Below are 26598 nucleotides of genomic sequence, written 5' to 3'. Positions count from 1 at the left end.
GTGCTGCGGGTCCGAGGGAGTAGCGATGCCGTTCATCCCTCCATCCTGCTACTCCTGTGGCGTGGTTTCCTCGCGGATCACGGCCTGGGCGACCTTGAAGGCGGAGTTCGCCGCGGGGACGCCGCAGTAGATGGCGGCCTGGAGCAGCACTTCCTTGATCTCGGCCGGGGTGAGGCCGTTGCGCAGGGCGGCCCGGGTGTGGAAGGCCAGCTCCTCCAGATGCCCGCCGGCGACGAGCGCGGTGAGGGTGACGCAGCTCCGGGAACGGCGGTCGAGGCCGGGGCGGTTCCAGACCTCGCCCCAGGCGTAGCGCGTGATGAGCTCCTGGAAGTCGCCGGAGAAGTCGTCGGCGGCGGCCAGGGCGTGGTCCACGTGGGCGTCGCCGAGCACCTCGCGGCGGACCTTGATGCCCGCCTCGTGCGGGTCGGGCCTGCCGGCGCCGGGCACGGCCTCGGGCTGTTCGGCGGGGGCGATCGCGGCCATGGGGGCGGCTGCCTGCGGGGCGATGACGGGCTTGACGGGGGGCGCGATGATCGCCGTCTGGGTGTCCTGCCAGGCGGTGGAGAAGTGGCGTACGAGGAGGTCGGTGACGGCGGCGGGCTGCTCGACGGGGGCCAGGTGCGAGGCGCCGGGCACGACGGCGAGCCGGGCGTCGGGGACGCCGGCGACGAGCGTGCGCGCCTCACCCTGCCCGGTGACCTGGTCCTCGGAGCCCACGAGCACGAGGGTGGGCACGCCGATGCTGCCCAGCTCGGCCCGGATGTCGAAGGCGGCGAGGGCCTCGCAGGCGGCGATGTAGCACCCCGGGTCGGTGGTGCGCACCATCTGCACGGCCCAGTCTGTGATCGCGGGCTGCGCGGCGACGAAGCCGGGCGTGAACCAGCGCTCGGGGGCGGAGCGGGCTATGGGGTCGAGGCCGTTGCTGCGCACGATCACCCCGCGCTGGCGGAACTCGTCGGCGGTGCCGAACCGCGGCGACGCGGCGATCAGCGCCAGCGAGGCGACGCGCTCCGGGTGCCGCAGCGCGAGCTCGGCACCGATGGCGCCGCCGAAGGCGCACCCCGCGTATCCGAACCGCCGCACACCCAGCTCGTCCAGCGTGGCGAGCAGCCGCTCGGCGAGCTCGCCGACGGACGGACAGGGGTGCGCGGGCGCCCCGCCGTGCCCGGGCATGTCGAAGCGGAACACCCGCCACTGCCGGGTCAGCTCGGGGACCTGGCGGTCCCACATGTGCCATGTGGTACCGAGTGAGGCACCCAAGATCAGGACCGGAGCGTCTTCTGGCCCGTCAAAGCGGTATTGCAGGGTGTTCTTCGGTGTCTCACTCACGCCCAAGACCCTCTCACGTCTCACAAAATCTCACACAGCCGGGGGAAGTCGACCGAGTCTGAGCCTGCTTCTGCGCATCCGCCCCGGATACGACATGCATCGCACCATGGGTGCCGCGCAGCACCAGGGTGGTCACGGTGTGCCGCCCCTCCTTGATGACGCGGTGCTCACGGTAGAACCGTTCGAGACCGGCATGGCCGACGAGGCGCTCGTATCCCGGCCTCCGATAGACCGCGTCCTCGTCGAACAGGTTCACCGGGCCGGGCACGTCCCCCGCGTCCACGAGTCCGTAGTACCGCCGTATCCGGCTCTCCCGCATCCGGCAGGACGGTCCCAACGGCGGCGCGCACCGTGTCCGTGTCCACGCGGCCGGTCACGTAGCCGGCCAGGCGGGCCTGGCCCAGATGGTCCTCTACCGCCACCGCGTCCGCCACGCCTTCGGCCCCGCGCAGGGCCGACTCGACCTCGCCCGGTTCGGTGCGCTGCCCGCGGATCTTGACCTGGTGGTCACGGCGGCCCAGGAACTCGATCTGCCCGTCCGGGAGGTAACGGACCACGTCCGTCGGACCATACGCATTCACCAACGAAATCCGCGGATAACGAGCCAACCACCGCTCACACAGATCCGGGGCGGACATCGACCTCAGAACCCATCTGCGGACGCCCGCGAACTCCGGCGCCGCGGCGTCCGCCGACCGCAGCGAGCGGCTGTACTGGCGGCTGCCGAGCGGCACCGTCCTGTCCATTCCCGCACCCAACCGCCCCACCAGCGAGCACAAGAAGATGTTCGGCTGTCTGGCCACGAGGTGCGGCAGGAGTCGGTGGCGGCCTACGAGCACCAGGACATCCCCTGTGCCGAGGTCGTCGCGCGAGCGCTGGGAGAGCCCGTCGGGGCCCCCACGGCCTCGGTCCCTCGGTCCCTCGGTCCATGAGAGCGTTGCCGTCATGCGATCGGGCCGACTGCCGCTCATCACCGAAGAGCCGGTGCCGTCCCTCCCCCGTGCCCGGCCCTCATGGGGAGTGGGGTGACCACCATGTCCGGTGAAGTCGAACTGCGTCCTGTCACACCGGACAACTACAAGGAGTGCCTCGCGCTCCAGGTCCATCCGGAGCAGACGGAGTTCGTCGCCTCCAACAGCGACTCGCTGGTCCTCGCCTACGTCTATCCCCAGGCCGAGGCCAAGGCCGTCTACCGCGGCGACGACCTCGTCGGGTTCGTCCTCTTCCATCCGATCGACGAGGAAGCGCCCGACAAGGGACACTGCATCGTCCGCTTCATGATCGACCGTGCTTTTCAGGGACAGGGCATCGGACGGCGGGCACTGGCCGCCGCGCTCGACTGGATCGTGCGGGAACGCCACGTCGACACCGTGCAGTTGAGCGTCGAGCCGGAGAACGTGAAGGCCCTCAAATTCTACCGCGCGAGCGATTTCGAGGAGACCGGGGAGATGGACGAGGGCGAGATCGTGCTGCGGCGCAAGGTGCCGTGAGCGGCTAGGACCGGCGGGGCCGAAGCTCTGCCGGTCCCAGCCCCGCGGGCCGGGGTCTGCCCGTCCGTCCCAGCCCCGCGGGCCGGGGTCTGCCGGCCTTGAGCTACCAGCGGACCGGAAGCGCGCGCACTCCGCGCAGCAACGTGCCGGGCAGCCAGCCCAGGGCGTCCTTTTCCACGTCGAGGGCCAGGCCCGGGACGCGTTCCAGCAGACCGCGGATGGCGATGGTGCCTTCCATACGGGCCAGCGGGGCACCGAGGCAGTAGTGGATCCCGTGGCCGGCGCAACACCCAGGGCCCTCGTAGCGGCGCATCTCCTCCACCGCGCCTTCGAGCAGCGCGAAGTCCTTGGAAAACCGGGGCACGACCTTAACGCAGGTGGACAACCGTCAGGTCTGGCTCCCGGGACTTCAGGCAGTACTTCTCACATCCGCAGGGTGCAGCCGGGGGAAGACGGCGGCAATGCAGTTGCCTTGAAGCCGCCGGCCCCGATCGCCGGCGACAGTCACTGGTCAAGCAAGCGGCGCTCCCATGACACTGGCCCTGTGGAGCTACTGACGACGGCACTTCCTGTGGGCGCTACGGTGTTTGTCGCGATCGTTGGTTATGTCCAATGGAGGCGCGGGGAGCGGCGACAAGCCGCAAACGAGCTGGCGCGCCTGGAAATGGAGCAATCCGAGCAGCGTCGTACGGCACGAGCACCGTACTCCCAGCGGCGGCTGGAAGCCTTGCAGGAACTGATCAGCAGTCTCCGTGAACTCGAGATCCAGTCACGGCGGAGTACGGGAAGCCAGGACCTGCGCGCCGAGGTGCCGAGGATCAACACTTTCCTGATCCAGCATGGTGAGGTACTGGAGGACGAGGAGCGTCTTCTGGCACAGCAGTTCCTTGAGGGGCTGATGGAGATCGACCGCGTCCTGGCCGAAGGTCGCCGCGGGGCGGAGGAGGAACGCCAGGAGCTTGCCGGGCGTGGCATCGATATGGGGTCTCTCGAGACGTCCTGGACGCAGACGGGCAAGTTGCCTCTCGTTCCTGAAATCATGCAAGGCGCGCAGAAATGGCAAGCAGCGCAGTCGGCCCTGGAAGAACGGCTTCGCCGGGCCCTTCAGGGGATCTGAGAAGGCCCGCACGCCGTTGACTCAGGAGGGGCCTCCGCACTGGCCAAGACGGTCCGTCTGGAGGCGACGGCGGTGCGTACGACGATCGCGGACCTCGCCGACCGCCTCACGCCCGATCGGGCAGCGCAGCCGGTCTGCTCCGGAGTCGCCCGCCACCCGTACCTTCCGCGAGGTCTCCTACGACGACGATGCCCGGCGGACCGAACCTCACTCGTCTGCGCGACTCGGGCAGCGAGGTGAGCCACCGGGAGGCATCACCGGCACCCTCCACGGCGCAAGGTCGACGGATTCCTCGGACGCGCGGGGCTGCGCGGCGAAGGCCACCACGCCACAGTCGGTGTGGTCCGGCACCGGCATGGGCAGCGACCCGGCGTGCTCGATGTGCTGACCCGGGAAAACGCATGACCGTGCCGGGCGGGGAGGTTGCGCCGTCGACGCGGGCTGTCGCGGGCCGTCCCCCGTGCGAGCTACAGCGATTGTCCACTGCGGGGGGACGTTGCGAGGGGCTGCGGCTCGTAGCGTTCCGTTCGATGCAGGGGCGGCCGGGCCGCCGGTCAACAGTGGAGGAAACACCATGTCGCTCCGGAGCACGCGGGCAGCGCAATGGGTGAGGCGGCAGTTCTCGCAGGCCCCGTTCGAACCGACCCGCCGGGTGTGGCCGGCCGGGGTACGGCTGGCGGCGATGGCGGTGCTCTTCCTCCTGGTGACAGCGCTCTCCGCGGGGACGAGGAGCCTGGCGGGCGACAATCCGGTGCTGTCCCTGCTGTTCGGCGCGGTGTCCGTCCTGATCGGCCTGAGCGTCTACGCGGCCGCGGTACGCGTCCTCGAACAGCGCCCCGCGTTCGAACTCGAAACCGCCGGGGCCAAGTCCGGCCTGCGCACCGGCATCTGTACCGGCCTCGGACTCTTCGCCGCGACGTTCGTCCTGATCGTCCTGTGCGGCGGCTACAGCACGAAGGGCGGGGTCTCCGTCAGCGGCCTGGTGACGGTTCTCGGGATGACCGCGGGGGTCGCGGTCATCGAGGAACTCCTCTTCCGCGGCATCGTCTTCCGCCTCCTGGAGGAACTCACCGGCACCAGGGGCGCGCTGGCCCTCTCGGGGCTGCTGTTCGGGACCCTGCACCTGTTCAACTCCGGTGCCACCGTATGGGGCGCGCTGGCCATCGCCATCGAGGCGGGCCTCATGCTCGGTGCCGCCTACGCGGCGACCCGCACCCTGTGGCTCCCGATCGGCCTGCACTTCGGCTGGAACTTCGCCCTCGGCGGCATCTTCGGCGTCACGGTCTCCGGCAACGAGGACTCGCCGGACGGTCTGCTCCGCGGCGTGCTCTCCGGTCCCACCGCCATCACCGGAGGCGACTTCGGCCCGGAAGCCAGCGTCTTCGCCATCCTCGTCTGCGCCGTACCCACCGTCGTGTTCCTGCGCATCGCCCGGCGCCGGGGCCGCCTCTACACCCGCCACCAGCTCCGCTCCACGCGCGTCCCCGCATCGTCCTGACCCTCGGCCGCCACCGGGCGGTTCCTATGTGATCACTCATGAATAATCATGAGTGATGATGGAAGACCGAACAGTTCGTGAACCACCGGGTTCCGCGCCGCGGGCCCGGCAGAACTCCGCGAGCCTGCCGGCCGCCGCGACCGCCCGGCTGCGTCTGCTGTCGCGGTGGTGGGAAGGGCGCCCCGCGGCCGCCAAGGACCGCGAGCTCGCGCTCGTGTTCACGGTGCTGTCGTTCACCTCGCCGATGTCACTGATCGGGGCGCAATTCGGCGACCTGCCCGTTCACGGCGCCTCCGCCGCGAGCGTGCTGCTGACCCTGGGGCAGACCCTGCCGATCGCGGTGCGGACCCGGTGGCCGGCCGCCTGCCTCGCGGTGGCGGGCACGTCGTTCGCGGTCCACCAGTGCCTCGCCTGCCCCCCGACCTTCGGCAGTCTGGGGCTGTACGTCGCGCTGTACTCCGTGGGTGCCCACCTGGTCCGCCACCGGCGGGCCGTACCACTGGCGGCGACGGGCGGATACGTACTCTTCTGCGTCGCCCTGCACCAGCTGGACTCCCCCGCCGGTCTGATCGACTGCCTGCTCTACTACATGGTTCTGGTCGTGACGTGGGGCCTCGGCGCCCTGGTCCGCAGGCAGCGGCGGCAGGAGGCAGCGCGCCGGCACCTGTCCGCGCAGGTCGCCATCGCCGCGGAACGCAGCCGCATGGCGCGGGAACTGCACGACGTGGTGACCCACCACGTGACGGCGATGGTGGTGCAGGCGGGCGCGGCCCAGTACCTCACCGACTCACCGGACCGGCTGGGCGAGGCCCTCGGCGCCATCAACGGCACCGGCCGCCGCGCACTGGCCGAACTCCGTTTCCTGCTCGGCGTGCTGGAGGCGACCGGCGAAGCGGGGCCCCAGGGGCGGACCCCGATGCCGGGCCAGGTGCCTGAGCTGGTGGAGCAGACACGAGCCGGCGGGCAGCCCATCGAGCTGATCGAGGAAGGGCAGCAGCCGACCACGGCCGTCGGCGCCCGGCTCGCGGCCTACCGCATCGTGCAGGAATCCCTCACGAACGCCGTGAAGTACGCCGCGGGCCACCAGACACTGGTTCGGCTCGCGCACACCTCCGACTGGACGGAGGTCGAGGTGACCACCGCGGGGACCGCGGACGACACCACCGGGTCCACCGCCCTCCGCGACAACGGCCCGCACGTCTCGGGAGGCCGGGGCCTGACCGGGCTGAGGGAACGGGTGGAGATGCTGGGCGGCGAGTTCGCGGCGGGTTTCCGCCCGGAGGGCGGCTTCCGTGTACACGCGCGCATCCCCACAGGAGGTACGGCATGAGTGTTCCGCCCGCTGCGATCAGGGTGCTGATCTGCGAGGACCAGGCCCTCGTACGCGCCGGCTTCGTCACGATCCTCTCCGCCCAGCCCGACATGGAGGTCGTGGGGGAGGCCGCGGACGGCCGGGCGGCGGTTCGCAGTGCGGAGGAGCTGAAGCCGGACGTCGTCGTCATGGACATCCGCATGCCCCTGCTCGACGGGATCGAGGCCACGCGCCACCTGGCAGGACCCGCTTCACGCAGCCCCGCGAAGATCCTGGTGGTCACCACCTTCAACGTCGGCGAGTACGTGTACGAGGCCCTGCGGGCCGGCGCCAGCGGCTTCCTGCTGAAGGACGCCGCACCGCCCGAGCTGATCAACGCGGTGCGCACCGTCGCCCGCGGTGAGTCGCTGCTGGCCCCCGCCGTCACCCGCGCCCTGATCGGCCGTCACGCCGCGCATCTGCGCCCCGCCACCGCTCCCGCGTCCCCCGAGCGTGAACGCCTCAAAGCCCTCACCGGCCGCGAGCACGAGGTCCTCCTCCTGATCAGCGAGGGCCTGTCGAACGCGGAGATAGCCGCCGAGCTGGTCATAAGCCCCGAGACGGTGAAGACCTACGTCTCCCGCATCCTCACCAAACTGGACCTCCGTGACCGCGTCCAGGCGGTGGTCCTGGCGTACCGGGCCGGCTTGGCGGGTGACGGCGGCCGGGCCTGAGTGTTCCGGGCCCGAGTGTCCGGAAACCGGCCGTTCACGGTCCCGATGTCGTGGGGCTCGTGCGGAACGCTTTCGCTCAGCGGGGTCTCTCACTAGCTGTACGGCTGTACCCCTATGAGAGGAGCTTTCTGCATGATGCGTCGCGTTCACGTACTGCTGCTGACCGCCCTGGCGCTGGTCGCGGGCTCGGTGATCACGTCCACTCCGGCCTCGGCCGTCATCGGCGGGTCGAAGAGCACCTACGCCCCGTGGGCGGTACGTATGCTCGTCGACGGCAAACCGGCGTGCACCGGCACAGCGGTCGGCCGCCAGTGGATCCTCACCGCATCGCACTGCTTCTACGAGCAGGCGCAGCCGGTCGCCGACAGGCGGATCTCCTTCCGGGTCGGCAAGCTCGACATGCGCAGGGGCACCACGGTCCGCCCGCTGCGCGGCAAGCGCGTGGGCAGCGCGCACGCCGACATGATGCTCGTCAAGGTCCCGCCGATGAACGTCCGCACGGCGCGCCTGTCCACGGTCGGCGTCAAGACCGGCCAGACCGTGCGGCAGTACGGGTGGGGCGCCACCTGCACCACGGACGAGAGCGCCTGCCAGTCTCCCGTGCTCAAGCAGTCGAAGCTGAAGGTCGTACGGCAGAACGACCCGCTGTGCGCGGGCCACACCGCGCCGGGCGGCCCCGACTTCTGCATGAAGAAGGTGTCCGGGATTCCCGCCGGGGGCGACTCCGGAGGCCCGGTGATGACCGTCGGCCCGCGTGGCACCGAAACCCTCGTCGGCGTCTTCAACGGCTCCGACCGGGAGAAGAGCGCCCAGGCCGGGGAGGTCTCCCAGCAGCTCTCCTGGATCCGCTCGGTCATCCGCCGATAGCGCCGGCGTGCCCGGTACGGCACAGGGCCCGGACCGCATGTCGCGGTCCGGGCCCTGCCTCGTGCGGTGCCGCCTCACGGCGGCGGTGCGTCAGCTCTGTGCGGTGTCGTCGTCGCCGGCCTGCCCGGCGTCGTCGGCCGCGCCCACCTTCTCGCGCATCTTGCGCACCAGCTCCGCCTTCTGGTCGGCGGCACTCTTGCGGTCGAGGTTGCGGTGCGGGCCGTTGTTCTGGCGCTCGGCGCGGGACAGCTTCTTGCGCTTGCCGCCGCCCATGCCCACGGGGTTGTTGATGTTCTTGCTCACGGGTTCTCCCGGAATGATGTGAAGTGGAGCGATCTACGGATTCATCGGTGGGGGACGGGCACGGCGACGTCGAGGGACGTCAGCAGGGGCCCATCACGCTCTCACTCGTAAATCTGCGTCTGGAAGAACATGACCAAGACAGTACCCGGTTTCCGGCGGTCCCCCCTACCAATTTTCCGCCACCCCGGCATGGATCATGCTCCCTCACATCACCGGGCCGGTCAGTGGCCGGCCACGACGCCGGACAGTTCGTTGGTGCTCTTCGGGAGGGTCACGGACGTGATCTTCTTGCCCGAGTCCAGGTCGAAGGCGTGCAGTCGGCGCTTGCCGGGCTCGGAGACGTACGCCGTGTGGTCACGGACGAAGAGGGTGGGCCTGGGCTGCTGCCAGTCCAGCGGCTCCTGCCAGTCGTCCACCGCGTCGATCTTCCTCACCACCTTGCCGGACTTCGGGTCGATGACGTGGAGGGTGCCGTTGGTGCCGAGGACGAGCGCCTCACCGTGCGGACCGCGGGCGAGCGAGCGGAAGGAGTAGCTGGTGCCGAGGTCGACCAGGCGCAGCTTCGCCTTCCGGGTGTCGATCAGGGATATGCGGGTGGGCCGCTCCAGTTCCGCGTCCGGGTCGGTCTTGTAGTCGCCAAGGAGGATCGGGGAGGCGTCGCTGCCTGCCTGGTTGCCGATGCGTCCGTAGTCGTCGGGGGCGTCGATCTTGGTGAACTCGCCGTCCTTGTAGACCAGTACGCCGTCCTCACAGCCGACGGCGATCGCCTCGTCCTTCGCGGCGGCCTCGCCGTGCACGCCGGGGCAGTTCTCGGCGCGTTCGATCTCCTTGTCGTTCTTGCCGAGGACCAGGGCGCCGGTGCGCTTCTCCTCGGTGCCCAGGGTGGTGAGGAGTTCACCGTTGGCCAGCTCGATGGCGACACCGTGGTGGGCCTCGGCGGAGGTGTACTTACGGGTCCGCGGGTCGGTGCCGTCGCCGAGTGCGGCGGGGTCGAGGACGTTCACCTCACCCGTGCCGTCGGTGAACAGGACCGTCTTGCCGGCGTGCCGCACGACGTGCCCGGGCTTGGCTCCCTTGTACTCGGTGTCCGTGAAGGCGCCTCGGGCGGCGTCGAACACCCGGAAGCCGCTGTCGGTGGAGACGACGACGTGCTCCTTGTCGCCCGCGGGGTTGACGCGGTTGAAACCGGGCAGCTCGATCGTCTTCTTCAGCGTCAGCTTCTCGCCGTCGAGGACGTACATCCCACCGTCGAAGGTGGCGACCAACGGGTCCTTGACGGCGGCGGTTTCGCTGCCCGCTGTCTGCTTCGGCTTGGCTTCGGACGAGGCGTCGTCCTTGCCGCCGCAGGCGGTCAGTGCCATGGATGCCGCCAGGGCGAGAGCCGTGCCCGTGAGTGTTCTGGCGCGTGTCGACTTGTCCATCGTGTGTTTCCTCTCCGGCCCTGTCAGGGCGGTGTTCGGGGCGGGGCGGGTGGCGCTCGGTCCACCGGACCGCGGGGGAAGGATCGTTCAGTCGCGGCTGAGGCCCTCGGCCATGGCCGAGGTGTTGGCGCGCATCATTTCCAGGTAGGTGCCGGCGCCCTTGCCCTTCTCGGTCAGCGACTCGGAGTACAGCGCGACGACGTCCACGTCGCCGCCCATCTCCTGGCGGAGCACCTCGGCCAGCCGGGTGGGCTGGGAGGAGTCGGCGAAGACGGTGCGCACCCCGGCGTCCTCCATGGCCTCGGTGAGGGAGCGCAAGTCGGAGGAGCTGGGCGAGGCGAGTGTCGTACCGCTGGGGATGACAGCGCCGATCACCCGGAAGCCGAAGCGGTCGGCGAGGTAACCGAAGACGTGGTGGTTGGTCACCAGGGCACGGCGGTCCTCGGGGATGGCCGCGAAGGACTTCTCCATCGAGGCGGTGAGGTCGGTGAGTTGCCCGTCGTAGCGTTCGGCGTTGTCTCGGACGGCCTTCTCGCTGACACCTCCGACGTGCTCGACGACCTGGTCGGCGATGAGACCGGCGGCCTTGCGCACCCGGTCGGGGTCGGTCCAGAAGTGCGGGTCGGGCTCTCCGGCCTCCTCGGCGGGGCCGCCGTCCTCCCCGGTGTGGAAGGTGAGCGGGTCCACCGCCTCGCCGGCCGCGAAGGTGGCCACGTCGGACTCGCGTGCGGCGGCGACGTGCCGCAGTACGTTCTCCTCAAGCCCCAGCCCGTTGTAGACGACCAGGTCGGCGTTCTCCAGCTCGGCGGCCTGCACGGCCGAGAGTCCGAAGGAGTGCGGGTCGGCGTTGGGCTTCATCAGGACACTGACGTCCGCCTCGTCCCCGACGATCTGGCGGGTGATGTCACCGAGGATGTTGGTCGTCACCACCACCTGGGGCCGGTCGTCACCGCTCGTACAGCCGGTCACCGTACCGGCGACGACGAAGAGGCTGACGAGGGTCAGCAGCAGGGCGCGGACCCGCGCCGTGCGTGTGCGCACGCTCATCGTCCCGTCTCCACCATCAGGGACGGCCGGACGTCCAGGCCGAAGGTGCGGGCGACGCGGAGGCCGTCGTTGTAGTCGATCTCGTACACGCGCTTGCCCGCGGAATCGTTGAGGTAGGCCCGGCTGCGGTCGACCTCGATCACCGGTGCCGCGCTCCCGCCGGCCGCGGCCTTGGGCAGGTCCTTCAACAGGGGTTTGGTGACCGCGGTCTCCTTGCCGCTGGATATGTCGTAGCCGTGGAGGGCCCCGTCGGTCTCGAGGACGACCAGGGGGGAGCCCTCGCCCGCGGTGTTGGCGGCGACGACGGGGCCGGTCTTCACCCGCGTCCAGGCGCGCTCGGTGACGTCCAGGACCCAGATGCCCTTCTTCCCCGCGGGTGCGGTGAGCGTGGTGCTGCCCGCGCGGTGCCGGAACTCCGTGGCCCGCTCCGCCTTCGGCACGTCCTCGCCGTACGGGATCTTCTCGGCGGTGAAGGTTCCTTCGTCCTCGCGGACGAGCAGGGCGCCGTCGGCGCAGCCGATGACGATTCCGCGCCGGGTGACGGCATCGCTCCGTGGGTCCTCGCATCCGGCCTCGGGTGAGGCGACGCGCTTGCCCGCGCGGTCGAGCACGACGACCTTCGCGGGGCCGTCCCCGTCCTCCGTGAGTGCGATCAGGTGCTCCGCGTACGGCACCACGGCTCCGGCGTAGGTGCCGGGAAGCGCGGCGGGGCTGCCGATCCTGCCCTTCTCCAGCTCGGCGCGGCGGTGGACACCCGCCTTTCCGTCCGCTTCGGTCACCACGGTCACGCCGGCGTCACTGCGGATCCTGGTACCGGCGCCTCCCGGAAGGCTGCCGACGTCCTTGATCTTCGCGCTGTAGTAGTGGACATGGTCTCCGTGGTCGACCATCCACGCACCACTGTCGAGGACGCGTGTGGCGTCCTTGCCGTGGAAGTAGCCGAAGCGGCCGTCCGTGGTGAGTCCGGTGACACCCGTTCTGCGCGGGGTGTCGTGGACCTTGCCGGTGATCAGGTCCAGTACTCGGGTGTCTCCGGTGGAGGGGTCGCCGAGCAGAAGCCGGGACTGCTGCTCGGCGGCCTCGGAGGCTCCTTCGACGTAGCCGTGGGGGGTGGCGGAGCGAGAGGGGCTCCCGGAGGTTTTCCGGGTGTCGTCCTGGCCCGCGCAGCCCGCGGTCAGCAGGACCACGGCCACAAGCGCCGGCACCAGGGAAGTGGCGTTTCTTCGGACGAGCAAGGAGATCGCCTCAGGTTTCGTTCGGTCGGGACGTGGGGGCGTGCACGGTGATCGCGGCGGCGCGGGCGGGGAGATCCGCGCGGCGCGCTCGGCGTCGGTGCCGGACTCCGGACGCCAGGTGGGACAGGAAGAAGAGGCTGACCGCGACGGCCGAGACGGTCGCGCCGGCCGCGGTGCTCAGATGCCACGAGAGCAGCAGCCCGCAGAAGGTGGCGGTCGCGCCGAGGACCGCCGCGAGGAGCATGACGCCGCGCACGCCACGCGCCCAGGGCAGGGCCGCCGCCGGCGGGGCGATCAGCAGGCCGAGGACGAGCAGCGTCCCCACGATGTGGAAGGAGGCGACGATGGCCAGGGCCAGCAGTCCGAGCAGTACGGCGTGCGCAAGTCGGGGTCGCAGGCCCAGCGTTCGGGCCTTGCGCGCGTCGAACGCCAGGGCAAGGAAGGCGCGGTGACAGAGCGCCGAGACGACCAGGGCCAGCAGCAGCGCGGCCCCGAGCAGCGCCAGGTCACTCTCGCGTACGGCGAGGACGTCACCGAAGAGGAACCCGGTGAGGTCCACCGCGAACGACTGCGAACGCGACACGATGATGACGCCGACCGACAGCATGCCGACGAACAGCAGGCCGATACCGGTGTCCTGGGACAGCCTCGGCGTGCGGCCGAGGGCGGTGACACCGGCCGTCATGACGGCCGCGCTCACCACCGCCCCCACCAGCAAGTTGCTCCCCAGCAGGGCGGCGACCGCGACGCCGGGCAACAGACCGTGGGACATGGCGTCGCCGAGAAAGGCCATCCCCCTGAGCACCACCCAAGTACCCGCAAGGGCGCATATCGCCGACACCAGAATCCCGGCCCATAGGGCCCGTTGCACAAAGGCCACCTCGAAAGGGGCCGTCAACCACTCCATACGAAGACACTACAATGACAATCATGTTCAACACACGCCGCCCCGATCCCGTCGACTCCGAGGTGCGGAGTCAGCACATCCGTTTCACTGATCTGTGCGCGGGCTACCCGGGCAGGCCCGTGCTCCACCAACTCAGCGCGGACATACCCGCGTTGGCCATGACGGCGCTCGTCGGACCGAACGGCAGCGGGAAGTCCACCCTGCTCGGCGTTCTCGCCGGAGTGATCAACGCCACATCGGGGCGTCTGCGCTACTCCGAGGGGCATCCGCCGGCGTTCGTCCCGCAACGCGGCGCCGTCGGCGACGCGCTGCCGCTCACGGTGCGGCAGACCGTGGAGATGGGGCGCTGGGGCGAGCGCGGGCTGTGGCGGCGGCTGACACGGGACGACCGGACAGTGGTCGATTCCGTCATGGAGCGGCTGGGCGTCGCCGACCTGGGGGCCCGCCAGCTCGGGGAGTTGTCGGGTGGGCAGCGCCAGCGGGTCCTGATCGCCCAGGGCTTGGCCCAGCAGTCCGATCTGCTGCTGCTGGACGAGCCCACCACCGGGCTCGACCCCGAAGCCCGGGGGCGGATCGCCGCGCTCCTGACGGACCTGGTCACCGACGGCACGACCGTCGTCCAGGCCACGCACGATCTGGAGGCCGCCCGCTCGGCGGACGCCTGTCTGCTCCTCAGCGACGGACGGCTGGTCGGGCAGGGCACCCCCGACCAGGTGCTCACCCCGACGGCCCTGGCAAGGATCTGGCAGCCGGCGTGAGCCAGGCGTACGAGGGCGTCAGGGCGTCGTCGACGACACCACGTAGACCATCGGGTGCTTGGGGTTCGCGCGGTCCACGACCACGTCCTGGGTGGGCTTCGGGTTCTTCTGTCGGTGCGTCAGGCCGGACCAGGGGCCCTTGCCCGTGAACTCCCAGCCGACGACCTTGCGGTCACGCCTGCTGATGGTGATGTCGTTCGGCTCGAGATCGCCGCCGGTCGCGCCGATCCGCTTCAGGAACTTGTCCAGGCCCTTGTTGCTGGTGAGGAACTGGACGTAGAGACGGCTGGTGCGCCAGTTGTTCGTCTCGTAGTACGCCACCTCCTTCGAGTACGCCGGGATCGGTACGTCGTAGAGGCGGCGCTGCACCTTGGACGGCCAGCCCTCGGTGAGGCCCGTGGCGGAGTACTTGTCCTCCTTGTCGCGGCCGCTGTTGCGGCTCTGGTTCGCGGAGATCACCAGGTACCCGGCGGGGATGCCGATCAGGAGCACGATGATCGTGGCCGTCAGCCAGCGGCGGCGGATCATGTGGCGGCGGTCCTCGGGCTTGCCCTTGCCGCGGTCCGACGGCTCGGGGGTGCCGGGCGTGTCCGGGGACGAGGGCTGTCTGGGCACGGTCATCTACGGGGTTCCCTGGGAGGTGCGGTCGTCGGAGCGGCGGGCCTCGGCGTAGCGCTCGTACCGTTCGTAGCGCTCGACGCGGCGGCGGTTGGCGCGGCGGAAGCGGCGGGCGACAAGGCGGGACAGGTCCGCGGCGCCGACCATGCCGGCCTCGGGGCCGAGCTGGGCGCGGGCGATACGGGCCTCGGGGCGGTAGCCGCGGCCGGTGAGGTGGCGCCGGAAGGCGTCGCGGGCGGGGCCGATCAGCAGGTCGTCGGCGGCCGAGACGCCGCCGCCGATCACGAAGCAGGACGGGTCGAGGGCCGCGGCGAGGTTGGCGATGCCGACGCCGAGCCACTGGCCGATGTCCTGGAGCAGTTCGACGCACATCGCGTCGCCCTCGCGGGCCAGCTCGGTGATGAGCGGTCCCGTGATGTCGGGGACGTTGCCCTTGACGCGGTCGATGATCTCGTACGCCACCGGGGAGTCGGCGGCGGCCAGCTCGCGGGCCTCGCGGACCAGCGCGTTGCCCGAGCTGTACTGCTCCCAGCAGCCGCGGTTGCCGCACGGGCAGCGGTGGCCGCCGGGGACGACCTGCATGTGGCCGAACTCGCCCGCCACGCCGAACTTGCCGCGCTTGACCTGGCCGCCCTCCAGGATCGCGCCGCCGATGCCGGTGCCGAGGGTGATCATGACCAGGTGGTCCTCGCCGCGGCCCGCGCCGAAGCGCCACTCCGCCCAGGCGGCGGTGTTCGCGTCGTTGTCCACCATCACGGGGACCGCGAGGCGGCCGGAGATGCGGTCGCGGAGCGGCTCGTTGCGCCAGGACAGGTGGGGGGCGAACAGGACGCGGTTGCGGTCCGCGTCCACCCAGCCCGCCGCGCCGATGCCGACCGCGTGCACGTCGTGGCGGTCGGAGAGGTCGAGGACCAGCTCGATGATGGTGTCCTCGACGACGCGGGGGCTCTTGGACTTGTCCGGGGTCTCCGTGCGGAGCGTCTCCAGGATGTTGCCGTCGGGGTCGACGACGCCCGCCATCACCTTCGTACCGCCGATGTCGATGCCGACGGTGTTGACGCGGGGCGCCGTCAGATGGGAGCGGCGTTCACGCGTGCCTACGGTCCGCAGGACGGTGGCTCGTGCGGAGCCGCGGTGCGCTAGGTCGCGGTAGGTGCTCATTGCGGCGATTCTGCCTCACGCTCGCGGGGGCGCGCACAACGGGCACCCCGGGGTGCCCCGTAGGGGCGCGCCCCTGACGGGGCGCACCAGGTACGCCGGGCGGCAAGGGCGCCGCACGGCTACGGGGTGCGGGATTCCAGTTCGTGACGCAAGTCGTCCAGCTCCGAGCCGCCCGCCATCTGGCGGGTCAGCTCGTCGAGGGTCACCTCGTCGCGCGCGTAGCTGCCGGACATCGCGCCCCGCTTGAGGAGGACGAACCGGTTGCCGACCAGGTACGCGTGGTGCGGGTTGTGCGTGATCAGGACCACACCAAGGCCCGCGTCCCGCGCCGCGGCCACGTACTTCAGGACCACGCCCGACTGCTTCACGCCGAGCGCCGCGGTCGGCTCGTCGAGGACGAGGACCTTCGCGCCGAAGTAGACGGCGCGGGCGATCGCCACGCACTGGCGTTCGCCGCCCGAGAGCGTGCCGATCGGCTGGTCGACGTCCCGCAGGTCGATGCCCATGCGCAGGAGCTCCGCGCGGGTCGTCTCGCGCATGAGGTCCACGTCCATGCGCTTGAAGGGCCCGGCCCCCTTCGTCGGCTCGGAGCCGAGGAAGAAGTTCCGCCAGACCGGCATCAGCGGGACCACCGCGAGGTCCTGGTAGACCGTGGCGATGCCCAGGTCGAGCGCCTCGCGCGGCGAGCCGAGCCGCGTGTCCTCGCCGTCGATCCGCAGCGCGCCCGCGTCATGCTGGTGCAGCCCTGCGATGATCTTGATGAGGGTGGACTTGCCCGCGCCGTTGTCGCCGAGCACGCAGGAGATCTCCCCCGCGTGGACTTCGAGGGAGACCCCTTCGAGGGCGCGGATGTTGCCGTAGTACTTGCTGACGTCGTCCAGCTCGACGAGCGGCGTACGTTCCGGCTCGGCGGCCGGGTCACTCACTTCACTCACGTCGGTCATTTCGTCGCCTCCGCCCGCTTGCGGACCCAGTGGTTGAGCAGGGTGGCCAGGAGCAGCATCACGCCCAGGAAGAACTTGAACCAGTCGGAGTTCCACTCGGCGAACACGATGCCCTTGCTGACCATGCCGAAGATCAGCGCGCCCACGGCCGCGCCGACCGCGGAGCCGTAGCCGCCGGTGATCAGGCAGCCGCCGATGACCGCCGCGACGATGTAGATCAGCTCGTTGCCGACGCCCTCGCCGGACTGGACGGTGTCGTACGAGAGGAGCAGGTGCTGGCCGGAGATCCAGGCGCCGAAGGCGACGCCCATGTACAGGCCGATCTTGGTCGCCGCCACCGGGACGCCGACCGCGCGGGCCGCGTCCTCGCCGCCGCCTACCGCGAAGATCCAGTTGCCGACGCGGGTGCGCAGCAGGATCCAGGTGGCGACGGCGATCAGGGCGAGCCACCACACGATGGTGATCTTGTAGTCGACGCCGCCGATGGTGATGGTGGAGGCGAAGACGGACCTGGCGGAGTCGAAGCCCTCCATGTCGGCGATCGACTTGGTGGAGACCGTGCCGCTGATCAGCTTGGTGAAGCCGAGGTTCATGCCGGTCAGCATCAGGAACGTGCCGAGCGTGATGATGAAGCTCGGCGGGTCCGTGCGGGTCAGCATCACGCCGTTGAAGACGCCGATGGCGAGGGTGACGAGCAGCGAGACGCCGACGCCCCCCCAGACGTTCGCCGTCATCTGGTAGCTGAACATCGACGAGACGAGCGCCGAGGTCGTCACCAGGACACCGGCCGACAGGTCGAACTCGCCGCCGATCATGAGCAGCGCCACCGGCACCGCCATGATGCCGAGCGTGGAGGCCGCGTACAGGACCGTGGCGAGGCTGGTGGCCTGGAGGAAGCTGTCCGCGATGATCGAGAAGAAGATGAAGACGGCGATGGCGCCGACGACCGAGCCGAGCTCGGGGCGGCCCATCAGCCTCTTCAGCGGAGAGGTCTTCAGGAGGCGCTCGTCGCCCTTGGCTTCCGGGGCCGGCGCCGGTGCTGTCGCGGTCATCGGGTCCCTCGCTTCGCGTAGTCCTCGAGCTCGCCGGCCTGCTCCTTGGTGACGATCTGCGGGCCGGTCAGGACCGGCTTGCCGCCGCCGAGCACGTCGGCGTTGTACTTGTACAGCCAGAGCAGGTCGACGGCCTCGTAGCCCTGGAGGAAGGGCTGCTGGTCGACGGCGAAGCCGAGGTCACCGTTCTTGAGACCGGCGGCGACCTTCTCGTTCAGGTCGAACGTGTCGACCTCCGTGTCGGTCCCCGCGCCGTCCGCGGCCTTGACCGCGGCGTCGGCGAAGGGCGCGCCGAGCGTGACGACCGCGTCGATCGACTTGTCGGTCTGGAGGCGGGCCTCGATGGAGGACTGCACGTCGGGCATGTTGGTGCCGGTCACGTACAGGTTCTGCATCTTGCCGTCGAAGGTCTTCTTGGCGCCGTCGCAGCGCTGCTCATGGCCGACGTTGCCCTGCTCGTGGAGGATGCACAGCGCCTTCTTCTTGCCGCGCTTGTTCAGCTCCGTGCCGACGGCCTCGCCCGCGATCGTCTCGTCCTGGCCGATGTGGGTGAGGGCCCCGAACTCCTTGGACTCGGCGGAGCCGGAGTTCACGGTGACCACCGGGATGCCGGCCTTCTTCGCGCGGGCCAGGGCGCCCTTCATCGCGTCCGGCTTGGCCAGCGTGACGATGATCGCGTCGACCTTCTTGTCGATGTACGAGTCCACGAGCTGGGCCTGCTGCTGGGCCTCGTCGTCGTGGGCGTACAAGAAGTTGATGTTGTCCTTGCGGGCCGCCTCCTCGGCGCCCTCCTGGACGATGTCCCAGAACGTGTCGCCGTCACCCGAGTGCGTCACCATGCCGAAGGTCCAGCGCGGCGTGGACACCGCCGCCTTCCCCCGGGCCGTGGACGCCTTGCGGGCGTCCTCCGCGCGCTTGCCGCCCGTGCTGCTGCATCCCACGAGGGACACTCCGAGCGCCGCCACCAGCACGGCGCCCACCGCGCGTACCCCTGTCTGAACCCTTGCCACGACGCCGTGCCCTTCTTGTTCTGCTCCTCGGTGCGGCCGGTCCTGATCCTCGGCCCCGGCCGCCCAAGTATCGACCACGCGGATCACGCGTGTGTTCATCGGGTACCGCGGGCCGTGTACTTCTCCAGCTTCGGCACGTCCATCTCGGTGACGATGGCGGGTCCCGTGAGGACGGGTTCGCCGCCCCCGAGGACGTTGGCGTTGGTCTTGTGGAGCCAGAGTCCGTCGACGGCGAGGTAGCCCTGGAGGTAGGGCTGCTGGTCGACGGCGAAGCCGACCTCCTTGGCCTTGAGGCGCTTGACGACCTCGGCGTTCAGGTCGAACGTGTCGACCTCCGCCTCGCTCCCCGCGTCCTCCTTGGCCTTCACCGAGACGGCGGCGATCGGCGCGCCGAGCGTGACGACGGCGTCGATGTCCTTGCCGGCCTGGAGCTTCGCGCTGATGGAGGACTGCGCGCCTGGCGCGTTGGTGCCCTCGACGTTCAGGTTCTCGATCGACCCGTCGAACGTCTTCTTGACGCCGGCGCAGCGCTGTTCCAGCGAGACGTTGCCCTGCTCGTGGATGACGCAGATCGCCTTCTTCTTCCCACGTCTGTTGAGCTCGTCGCCGACGGCCTCGCCCGCCACGGACTCGTCCTGGCCGATGTGGCTCAGCGCGCCGAGATCCACGGAGAACTCGGCCCCGGAGTTGATGGTGATCACCGGTATCCCCGCGGCCTGCGCATTGCCGAGCACGGACTTCATCGCCTCGGGCTTGGCCAGGGTCACGATGATCCCGTCGACCTTCTTGTCCACGAAGGACTGGACGAGCTCGGCCTGCCCCTTGGCCTCCTTGTCGTTCGCGTAGAGGAAGTCGACGTTGTCCTTGCGGGCGGCCTGCTTGGCGCCGCTGCGGACGATGTCCCAGAAGGTGTCGCCCTCACCGGAGTGCGTGATCATCGCGATCTTGAGGCGGGGCGTGCTCACGCCCTTGCCGCCGCCCCCGCCGTCCCCCGAGCCGTCCTCGTCGTCCTTGCCGCCGGAGCCGCTGCACCCCGCGAGCGCGATCACCGCGACGAGGGCCGCGGCCGTACGGGCTGTACGCATGGGACCACCTCTTCTCCCGGCCGCCCGAATGCGGCTGGGGGAGTTCTAGCGGCGTGCCCGCGGCAGCGTCAATGGATTTGTCAGAACATTCTGACGACCGTGAGCGACTTGGGACCTACGGCCGTACACGCCGCGCCTACGGCCGTACGAGGAGCTGGAACTCGAAGGAGTACCGCGAGGCCCGGTAGACGTGCGCCCCGAACTCGACCGCCCGCCCCGTGTCGTCGAAGGTCGTGCGCCGCATCGTGAGCAGCGGGGCCCCGGCGGGCTCGGCGAGCCGTTCGGCCTCCTCGGCGCCGGCGGCACGGGCGCCGACGGACTGGCGGGCGCTGTGCAGGGTGAGCCCGGCGGCGCGCATCAGGCGGTAGAGCCCGGTGGCCTCCAGGCGGGCGCTCTCGAGGTCGAGCAGCCCGGCGGGGATGTGGTTGGTCAAGAAGGCCATGGGCTCCCCGTGGGCCAGGCGCAGCCGTTCGACGTGGTGCACGTCCTCCCCCTCGGCGACGCCGAGCGCGGCGGCGACCTCGGCGGACGCGGGTCCGACGGTGTTGTGCAGGACCCGGGTCTCGGGGCGCTGGCCCGCGGCCTCCAGGTCGTCGTAGAGGCTGCTGAGCTCCAGGGGCCGCTTGACCTGGCTGTGCACCACCTGCGTACCGACGCCTCTGCGCCGCACGAGCAGGCCCTTGTCGACGAGGGACTGGATGGCCTGGCGGACGGTGGGCCGGGACAGGCCGAGGCGCCCGGCGAGCTCGATCTCGTTGCCCAGGAGACTGCCGGGGGTCAGGGCGCCCCGCTCGATCGCCGCCTCCAGTTGCTGGGCGAGCTGGAAATAGAGCGGCACCGGGCTGCTGCGGTCGACGCCGAGGCCGAGGACCACGGCGGGGTCCTTGGCCTGCCGGTCCTGGCCGCCCTGCCCGTCCTGCCTGCCCTGCGCTGCTTTGGCGAGTGGTTTGGACACGGGGCGAGCGTAGCCCGAAGAGAAGATGACGGGAAGTTATGAGGTTCTGTTGTCAGGACAAATGATTGACACGGTGGGCGGGGCGCGGTGAGGGTGGGTGCATGCGCATCGGACTGATCGGAACAGGCCGTATCGGCACCTTCCACGCGGCGGCCCTGAGCCGTCACCCCGACGTGACGTCTCTCGTCGTCGCCGACGCCGACCCGGTGCGGGCGGCCGGCCTCGCGGCACGGACCGGGGCCGTGCCCGCGCCCTCGGTGGACGACGTCTTCACCGTCGGGGTGGACGCCGTGGTGATCACCGCGGCGACCGCCGCGCACGCCGGTCTCATCGGCGCCGCCGCCCGGGCCGGCCTCCCGGTGTTCTGCGAGAAGCCCATCGCCCTCGATCTGCCGGGCACGCTGGCCGCGCTCGGCGAGGTCGAGGCCGCGGGCACGGTGCTCCAGCTCGGCTTCCAGCGGCGCTTCGACGCGGGGTACTCGGCGGCGCGCGATGCGGTGCGGGCGGGCAGGCTCGGCCGCCTGCACACCGTACGGGCGATCACCTCGGACCCGGCGCCGCCCCCGCCCGCGTATCTGCCGCTCTCCGGCGGCCTCTACCGCGACTGCCTCGTGCACGACTTCGACATCCTGCGGTGGGTGACGGGCCGCGAGGTCACGGAGGTGTACGCGAGCGGCTCGGACGCGGGCCCCGCGATGTTCCGCGAGGCGGGTGACGTCGACACCGCCGCGGCGCTGCTCACCCTCGACGACGGCACGCTCGCCACGGCCACGGCGACCCGCTGCAATGGGGCCGGTTACGACGTACGCATGGAACTTGCGGGCGAGGACGACCAGTTGGCGGTCGGCCTGGACGACCGCACGCCCCTGACCTCGGCGGAACCGGCGGGCCCTGCCGCGCCGGCCAAGCCCTGGCCCGGCTTCCTCGAACGGTTCGCCCCCGCGTACGAGGCGGAGCTCGGCGCGTTCGTCGATCTCGTACGGGGCGCGCGGCCGAACCCCTGCGACGGCCGCGAGGCGCTGCACGCGCTGCGGATCGCGGAGGCGTGCGAACTGTCGCGGCGCGAGCGGCGGTTGGTGCACATGGAGGAGATCCCGGCAGGCTGAGCGCGCTCTCTCCCCCCTCCCCCTCCCCCGGGTCAGGAGGCGGAGAGCACGGTCCCCTGTGCGATGGCGCAGAGCGTCTCGGCCTCCTCGCCGCCCGCCTCGCCGACGGAGAACAGCTCGCAACGCACGGTGGCCTGGCGCCGCCCCGTATGGGCGACGACCGCGCGGGCCACGAGCTTTGTGCCGGTCGCCGGGCGGACGTACTGGATGGAGAACCCGGAGGTCAGCACGGCGGGCCCGAGCGTGGTGCCCGCGGCGAAGGTGATGGAGTTGTCGGCGGCGTAGGCGAGGACGCCGCCGTGCAGAAAGCCGTTCTGCTGCTGGAGTTCCTCGCGGACACCGATCTCCAGGGTGGCCGCGCCCTCCCCGAAGCGGGTGATGCGCGCCTGGACGAGCCGGCTGAACGGCTGCGCTTCCAGAACCTTCCGGGCCATGGCGAGATCAATGGAGTCGGCCTGCGGCGGCGAATCCGGCTGGTTCTCAGTCATGCACGACTATTACCACCGGGCGTTGGGACCCGTCCGGCGGACGTTGGAGCCCGTCCGGCGATTGAGGACGAACTCGGCGAAGCCGGTGATGGGCGGGGCCCGAAGCGGGGCCGAGGCTGGGCCCGAAGTAGGGCCGAAGCGGGGCCGAGGCGGAGCCCGGGGCGGGGCCGGGCCGCTCAGGGGTCCTGGTCCAGCAACCCCGCGTCATGCGCCAACAGCGCAATCTGCACGCGGTTGTTGAGGTCCAGCTTCGTCAGGACGCGGGAGACGTGCGCCTTCACCGTGGCCACGCTCAGGAAGAGCTGCGCCGCGATCTCCGCGTTCGAGCCGCCGCGGCCCACCGCCACGGCGACCTCCCGCTCCCGCTCGCCGAGGGCGTCGAGCCGGGCCAGCGCGCGCCGCCTGCGGTCGAGCCGCGGATCGGCGCCCGTCACCCGGCTGATGAGCTGCTGCGTCACCGTCGGCGAGAGCACGGGCTCCCCCGCGGCGACGGCACGTACGGCCGCGACGATCTCCGCCGGGGCGGTGTCCTTCAGGACGAACCCCGCCGCGCCCGCCCGCAGCGCCCGCAGGACCTGTTCGTCGGCGTGGAAGGTGGTGAGGACGATGACCTCGGGCGCGTCGGGGCGCTTGCGCAGGGCCTCCGTGGCGGCGAGGCCGTCCATCACGGGCATGCGGATGTCCATCAGGACGACGTCGGGGCGCAGTTCACCGACGCGCGACGCGACCTCCGTACCGTCCCCCGCCTCGCCGACGATCTCGATGTCGTCCGCCCCGCCGAGCATGAAGGAGAGCCCGGCGCGCACCAGCGGATCGTCGTCGACGAGCAGCAGCCTGATCGGTTTCATGGCGCCCACGGTAGCCATGCCTCCAGACGGAATCCGCCGTCGGGCCCAGGCCCGTGGGCAAGCCTGCCGCCCGCGAGCGTGGCCCGTTCGGTGAGACCGATCAGGCCCTGTCCCGAGCCGGGCACCTTCGGGACGTCGCCGGGCGGCGCGGGGTTGGTCACGGTCATGGTCAGGCCCTCGCCGGCAAGTCCGGAGACGGTGACGGTCACCTCGGCGCCGGGGGCGTGCTTGCGGGCGTTGGTCAGGGCCTCCTGCGCGATGCGGTACGCGGTGCGCCCGAGGGCGGCGGGCACGGCCTCCGGGTCGGTGACACGGCTGTCCAGGGCGATCTTCATGCCCGCCTCGCGGCACTCGGCGACCAGTGCGCCCAGCGCGGCGAGCGTGGGCTGGGGCCGGCCGGACGCGTCCGTGTCGCCGCCGCGCAGGACGCCGATCACCTGCCGCAGGTCCTGCAGTGCCTCGTGGGAGCTCTCCCGGATGACGCCCGCCGCGCGGACGATCTCCTCGCGGGGAGCGTCGGGGCGGAACTCCAGGGCGCCCGCGTGGACGCTGAGCAGCGTCAGGCGGTGGGCGAGCACGTCGTGCATCTCGCGGGCGATGGCCTCCCTGGCGAGGCGTTGGGCCTGTTGCGCGCGGAGGGCCGCCTCGTTCTCGGCGCGGACGGCGCGGTCACGCAGGCTGAGCAGCAGTTCGCGGCGGGAGCGCACGAACATGCCCCAGCCGATCACGGTCGCCGTCAGCATGACGCCGAAGGCGATGGCGACCAGGTAGGGCATCTCCGCGTCGGGGCGCAGCCAGTACGTCAAGGGGATCACCGCGAGCGAGGCGGTGCCGATCCAGGCCACGTACCGGAAGGGCCGGTGCACGGCGAGCGTGAAGAGGGCGATGGCCGCCGCGCCACCCGCCGTGTCGGAGACCGCCGTGACCGGCACCATCGCGATGGCGAGGCCGACGGGCCAGCGTCTGCGCAGCCAGACGGCGGCGCAGGCGAGCGCCCCGACGACCTGGTCGAGCTCGGCGACGCCCGGTGAGACATGCGGGTTGTCCGCGATCGCGTCGGCGCCCAGCATGCCGATGACGACGGCGACGAGGAAACAGGCGAAGTCGACGAGCCAGTCGCGCACGGTCCGGCGCCCCTTGCGTCCGGCACGGCTGGGATCGAACTCCCCGGCGAGCGCGGAGGGCAGCGTCCACGGGCTCCTGGCCAGGGGCAGGGGTTCGGCCACGGGCTCATGTCGCCGCGGGGGTTCGGTACCGCTCATGGTCGACAAATCTACGCAACGAAGCGCGGGCACGGCGCCCTTCGCCCATGACCGGCTACCAAAGTCACTCCGGCCCGCGACTTTCGGACCGGCCGCGAGACGGACCCTCGCCCCGCGGCCGATGTGTGCGGACCAGCGGCGGGGCGAAGATCACGGCATGAAGCGGGTTCTTGAATTCCTGGGTGTCGTACTGCTGCTCCAAGGCGTGGCCGGCCTGGCGCACGAGCTGACCGGCCGCCTCGACGGCTGGGGCATGGTGGCGCGCCTCGGCTTCCTCGACGGTTACGAGATCTACGCGAGCGTCACGCTGATCGTCCTCGCCTGCGCGCTGTTCGCCGTCGCGGAGAGCCACGGTCCACGCTGACGGGGCCCCGGCCGCCGCGGCTGGAAGGCCGGTTCTCAGCAGCCGTGGTCGATCAGGTCGAACGAGGCGTAGTGGTCGGCGGTGTAGTAGTCCTCCTGGCTCTTGTCGCCGGTGACGATGCGGCGGGCCCCGCGGTCGTCGGAGCCCGGCGTGATGACCGTGTACTCGTGGTAGTAGCCGGAGCTCTGCTGCGGCAGCTCGCTCTCGCGGTTCTGGAAGACGGTGCCGTCCTGCGGGAACGGGTAGGGGCCGCCCGCCTCGATCAGGTCGAGGGTGTCGTGGGCCTGCGAGGGCAGCGCGGAGAGACAGATGTCGCCGACCGCGGTGACGGAGGAGTACTGGGCCGGGGCCTCGTACGAGGCCGGGGCGGAGTACGCGACCGGGGCGGCGGGCGCCGCGCTCGCGGTGGCCGTGACGGGGCCGCCGATGAGCAGGGCGGCGGCGAGGGCGGATGCGCCGAGAATTCGTGGGGGGATTCGCATGGGACCAGTGTGACGCGCGTAGAGGTTGGCGTGTCAACGCCAAGTCGGCGAATTTTCCCGGCAGTTCACCCATCTTCACCACCCACTCACCCGCACAGCACCGACACCGATTCCGACACCGGTGCGGGTGCCGGTGCCGGCACCCGCACCCGAGGGCCCACCGCTTCTCATGGTACGAGTTGCACTCATCCGTGAGACCTGCCTACAGTCGAGTCACGGTTAACACGCAATCTATCCGTGAGGAACTCCTTTCATGTCTTCCCCCACCCCGCAGACCGCTCCGTTCCCCGTCCGGGTCTTCGGCGGCCCGACCGCCCTCTTCGACTACGGCGGCCTGCGCTTTCTCACCGACCCGACCTTCGACGGCCCCGGCGACCACCCGGCACCGGCCGTCACGCTGACCAAGACGGCGGCGGCTGACGGCAGCCCTGCCGATCTCGGCCGCGTCGACGTGGTCCTGCTCTCGCACGACGAGCACGCCGACAACCTCGACACCTCCGGCCGCGCCCTGCTCGCCGACGTCCCGCTGACGCTCACCACCCCCGGCGGCGGGGAGCGCCTCGGGGAGGCGGCCACGGGCCTCGCCGACTGGCAGTCGGTCGAGCTGGAACGCCGGGACGGCGGGCCCGGCACGGTCACCGTGACCGGCGTGCCCGCGATCCACGGCCCCGGCAAGCGCGAGGAGGTCGAGCCGATCTGCGGCGAGGTCGTCGGGTTCGTCCTGACCGGCGAGGGCCTGCCCACCGTCTACGTCAGCGGCGACAACGCCTCTCTCGACGCGGTCGCGGAGATCGCCGAGCGGTTCGCCCCGGTGGACACGGCCCTGCTCTTCGCCGGAGCACCCCGCTTCTCCGAGGTCTTCGGCGGCGGGCTGATCGTCCTGGACAGCGCCCAGACCGCGGAGGCCGCGAAGATCCTCGACGCCGGCCGCGTGGTCCCCGTCCACTACGACAGCTGGGCCCACTTCACCGAGGGCCGCGACGAGCTCGCCGCCGCCTTCGCCGCCGCCGGTCTCGCCGACCGCGTCGACTTCGGCGTCCGCGGCTGACCCACGTACGCCGGGCCCGTACATGGGACCCGTACGCCCCGTACGCCGGACACGACCGGGCGCCGGACACCGCCGGGGGGGGGGGGGGGGGGGGAAGGGCGGGGGTCGGTTTGCGGCAGGCCCCCTCCCGCCCCCGCCCCCCTCCCCACCACAAAAAACCAAACACACACCCGAACCC

At 70.9% G+C, this 26598-nt stretch carries 28 protein-coding genes and 1 pseudogene; 10 read left to right on the top strand and 19 right to left on the bottom strand.

Annotation, left to right across the window (positions count from 1 at the left end; translation table 11 throughout):
- Window positions 1-48 precede the first annotated feature (48 nt).
- The gene (gene pcaDC, locus ACZ6JY_RS33940; protein ID WP_469202172.1) at window positions 49-1329 is read right to left on the bottom strand and encodes a bifunctional 3-oxoadipate enol-lactonase/4-carboxymuconolactone decarboxylase PcaDC; all 1281 of its coding nucleotides are present in this window, start codon (window positions 1327-1329) and stop codon (window positions 49-51) included.
- 13 nt (window positions 1330-1342) lie between these two features.
- Window positions 1343-1648 carry a nuclear transport factor 2 family protein gene (locus ACZ6JY_RS33935; RefSeq protein ID WP_469202170.1) on the bottom strand — a complete coding sequence of 102 codons (306 nt, stop codon included), beginning with the start codon at window positions 1646-1648 and terminating at the stop codon, window positions 1343-1345.
- Window positions 1649-2363: 715 nt separating this feature from the next.
- Between ACZ6JY_RS33935 and ACZ6JY_RS33930 the strand changes: the two genes are divergently transcribed.
- The gene (locus ACZ6JY_RS33930) at window positions 2364-2819 is read left to right on the top strand and encodes a GNAT family N-acetyltransferase (protein WP_469202168.1); all 456 of its coding nucleotides are present in this window, start codon (window positions 2364-2366) and stop codon (window positions 2817-2819) included.
- Window positions 2820-2922: 103 nt separating this feature from the next.
- Here the strand turns inward: ACZ6JY_RS33930 and ACZ6JY_RS33925 are convergent.
- Window positions 2923-3165, bottom strand: a pseudogene (locus ACZ6JY_RS33925) (cytochrome P450); the annotation flags it as partial.
- Between the two features lie 198 nt (window positions 3166-3363).
- Here ACZ6JY_RS33925 and ACZ6JY_RS33920 point away from each other — a divergent pair.
- The 5 genes from ACZ6JY_RS33920 (at window position 3364) to ACZ6JY_RS33900 (ending at window position 8326) form a co-directional block, all read left to right on the top strand.
- On the top strand, window positions 3364-3936 hold the full coding sequence (locus ACZ6JY_RS33920; protein ID WP_469202166.1) for a hypothetical protein: 573 nt from the start codon (window positions 3364-3366) through the stop codon (window positions 3934-3936).
- A gap of 574 nt (window positions 3937-4510) precedes the next feature.
- Window positions 4511-5434 carry a lysostaphin resistance A-like protein gene (locus tag ACZ6JY_RS33915; protein WP_469202164.1) on the top strand — a complete coding sequence of 308 codons (924 nt, stop codon included), beginning with the start codon at window positions 4511-4513 and terminating at the stop codon, window positions 5432-5434.
- 58 nt (window positions 5435-5492) lie between these two features.
- Window positions 5493-6764: a sensor histidine kinase gene (locus ACZ6JY_RS33910; protein WP_469202162.1), complete on the top strand. Its 1272-nt coding sequence runs from the start codon at window positions 5493-5495 to the stop codon at window positions 6762-6764.
- Window positions 6761-7459, top strand: coding sequence for a response regulator (locus ACZ6JY_RS33905; protein ID WP_469202160.1), 699 nt, complete (start codon window positions 6761-6763; stop codon window positions 7457-7459). The genes ACZ6JY_RS33910 and ACZ6JY_RS33905 overlap by 4 nt, the downstream gene beginning before the upstream one ends.
- Before the next feature lie 132 nt (window positions 7460-7591).
- A complete protein-coding gene (locus tag ACZ6JY_RS33900; protein WP_469202158.1) occupies window positions 7592-8326 on the top strand; it encodes a S1 family peptidase in 735 nt (244 codons plus the stop codon).
- Window positions 8327-8416: 90 nt separating this feature from the next.
- Here ACZ6JY_RS33900 and ACZ6JY_RS33895 read toward each other — a convergent pair whose 3' ends face one another.
- The 5 genes from ACZ6JY_RS33895 to aztB form a co-directional block, all read right to left on the bottom strand.
- Window positions 8417-8629 (bottom strand): DUF6243 family protein, encoded by a 213-nt coding sequence (locus tag ACZ6JY_RS33895; protein ID WP_469202156.1) that lies wholly within the window; start codon window positions 8627-8629, stop codon window positions 8417-8419.
- Window positions 8630-8850: 221 nt separating this feature from the next.
- A complete protein-coding gene (gene aztD, locus ACZ6JY_RS33890; RefSeq protein ID WP_469202154.1) occupies window positions 8851-10050 on the bottom strand; it encodes a zinc metallochaperone AztD in 1200 nt (399 codons plus the stop codon).
- A gap of 87 nt (window positions 10051-10137) precedes the next feature.
- Complete coding sequence (gene aztC, locus ACZ6JY_RS33885) at window positions 10138-11097, bottom strand: zinc ABC transporter substrate-binding protein AztC (protein ID WP_469202152.1); 960 nt, start codon at window positions 11095-11097, stop codon at window positions 10138-10140.
- Entirely contained in the window at window positions 11094-12332 is a 1239-nt protein-coding gene (locus ACZ6JY_RS33880) for a hypothetical protein (protein WP_469202150.1), read from the bottom strand. The genes aztC and ACZ6JY_RS33880 overlap by 4 nt, the downstream gene beginning before the upstream one ends.
- A gap of 10 nt (window positions 12333-12342) precedes the next feature.
- Window positions 12343-13239, bottom strand: coding sequence for a zinc ABC transporter permease AztB (aztB, locus tag ACZ6JY_RS33875; protein ID WP_469202148.1), 897 nt, complete (start codon window positions 13237-13239; stop codon window positions 12343-12345).
- Window positions 13240-13253: 14 nt separating this feature from the next.
- Here aztB and aztA point away from each other — a divergent pair, with 14 nt between their 5' ends.
- Window positions 13254-13997 (top strand): zinc ABC transporter ATP-binding protein AztA, encoded by a 744-nt coding sequence (aztA, locus tag ACZ6JY_RS33870; RefSeq protein WP_469202146.1) that lies wholly within the window; start codon window positions 13254-13256, stop codon window positions 13995-13997.
- Between the two features lie 18 nt (window positions 13998-14015).
- On the opposite strand, the gene ACZ6JY_RS33865 is transcribed toward aztA, so the two are convergent.
- The 7 genes from ACZ6JY_RS33865 to ACZ6JY_RS33835 form a co-directional block, all read right to left on the bottom strand.
- Complete coding sequence (locus ACZ6JY_RS33865) at window positions 14016-14618, bottom strand: sugar kinase (protein ID WP_469202144.1); 603 nt, start codon at window positions 14616-14618, stop codon at window positions 14016-14018.
- Entirely contained in the window at window positions 14619-15776 is a 1158-nt protein-coding gene (locus ACZ6JY_RS33860; RefSeq protein WP_469202141.1) for an ROK family glucokinase, read from the bottom strand.
- Between the two features lie 119 nt (window positions 15777-15895).
- Window positions 15896-16720 carry an ATP-binding cassette domain-containing protein gene (locus ACZ6JY_RS33855; RefSeq protein WP_469202139.1) on the bottom strand — a complete coding sequence of 275 codons (825 nt, stop codon included), beginning with the start codon at window positions 16718-16720 and terminating at the stop codon, window positions 15896-15898.
- Window positions 16717-17772, bottom strand: coding sequence for an ABC transporter permease (locus tag ACZ6JY_RS33850; protein ID WP_469202137.1), 1056 nt, complete (start codon window positions 17770-17772; stop codon window positions 16717-16719). Before ACZ6JY_RS33850 ends, ACZ6JY_RS33855 begins: the two co-directional genes overlap by 4 nt.
- The gene (locus ACZ6JY_RS33845) at window positions 17769-18782 is read right to left on the bottom strand and encodes a sugar ABC transporter substrate-binding protein (protein WP_469202135.1); all 1014 of its coding nucleotides are present in this window, start codon (window positions 18780-18782) and stop codon (window positions 17769-17771) included. The genes ACZ6JY_RS33850 and ACZ6JY_RS33845 overlap by 4 nt, the downstream gene beginning before the upstream one ends.
- A gap of 95 nt (window positions 18783-18877) precedes the next feature.
- Complete coding sequence (locus ACZ6JY_RS33840; protein WP_469202133.1) at window positions 18878-19867, bottom strand: sugar ABC transporter substrate-binding protein; 990 nt, start codon at window positions 19865-19867, stop codon at window positions 18878-18880.
- Window positions 19868-20003: 136 nt separating this feature from the next.
- Window positions 20004-20741, bottom strand: coding sequence for a GntR family transcriptional regulator (locus ACZ6JY_RS33835; RefSeq protein ID WP_469202339.1), 738 nt, complete (start codon window positions 20739-20741; stop codon window positions 20004-20006).
- Window positions 20742-20923: 182 nt separating this feature from the next.
- Between ACZ6JY_RS33835 and ACZ6JY_RS33830 the strand changes: the two genes are divergently transcribed.
- Window positions 20924-21928, top strand: coding sequence for a Gfo/Idh/MocA family protein (locus ACZ6JY_RS33830; protein ID WP_469202131.1), 1005 nt, complete (start codon window positions 20924-20926; stop codon window positions 21926-21928).
- A gap of 32 nt (window positions 21929-21960) precedes the next feature.
- On the opposite strand, the gene ACZ6JY_RS33825 is transcribed toward ACZ6JY_RS33830, so the two are convergent.
- The 3 genes from ACZ6JY_RS33825 to ACZ6JY_RS33815 form a co-directional block, all read right to left on the bottom strand.
- A complete protein-coding gene (locus ACZ6JY_RS33825) occupies window positions 21961-22416 on the bottom strand; it encodes a PaaI family thioesterase (RefSeq protein WP_469202129.1) in 456 nt (151 codons plus the stop codon).
- 176 nt (window positions 22417-22592) lie between these two features.
- Window positions 22593-23264 (bottom strand): response regulator transcription factor, encoded by a 672-nt coding sequence (locus tag ACZ6JY_RS33820; protein ID WP_469202127.1) that lies wholly within the window; start codon window positions 23262-23264, stop codon window positions 22593-22595.
- A complete protein-coding gene (locus ACZ6JY_RS33815) occupies window positions 23261-24526 on the bottom strand; it encodes a sensor histidine kinase (protein WP_469202125.1) in 1266 nt (421 codons plus the stop codon). The genes ACZ6JY_RS33820 and ACZ6JY_RS33815 overlap by 4 nt, the downstream gene beginning before the upstream one ends.
- A 157-nt stretch (window positions 24527-24683) precedes the next feature.
- Here ACZ6JY_RS33815 and ACZ6JY_RS33810 point away from each other — a divergent pair, with 157 nt between their 5' ends.
- A complete protein-coding gene (locus tag ACZ6JY_RS33810) occupies window positions 24684-24890 on the top strand; it encodes a hypothetical protein (protein ID WP_469202123.1) in 207 nt (68 codons plus the stop codon).
- Between the two features lie 35 nt (window positions 24891-24925).
- On the opposite strand, the gene ACZ6JY_RS33805 is transcribed toward ACZ6JY_RS33810, so the two are convergent.
- Window positions 24926-25372 carry a ribonuclease gene (locus ACZ6JY_RS33805; protein WP_469202121.1) on the bottom strand — a complete coding sequence of 149 codons (447 nt, stop codon included), beginning with the start codon at window positions 25370-25372 and terminating at the stop codon, window positions 24926-24928.
- A gap of 253 nt (window positions 25373-25625) precedes the next feature.
- Between ACZ6JY_RS33805 and ACZ6JY_RS33800 the strand changes: the two genes are divergently transcribed.
- On the top strand, window positions 25626-26420 hold the full coding sequence (locus ACZ6JY_RS33800; protein WP_469202119.1) for an MBL fold metallo-hydrolase: 795 nt from the start codon (window positions 25626-25628) through the stop codon (window positions 26418-26420).
- The last annotated feature ends 178 nt before the right edge of the window (window positions 26421-26598 follow it).

Source organism: Streptomyces sp. NPDC046335 (genome assembly GCF_055587985.1).
This window is presented reverse-complemented; position numbering and strand designations above follow the sequence as displayed.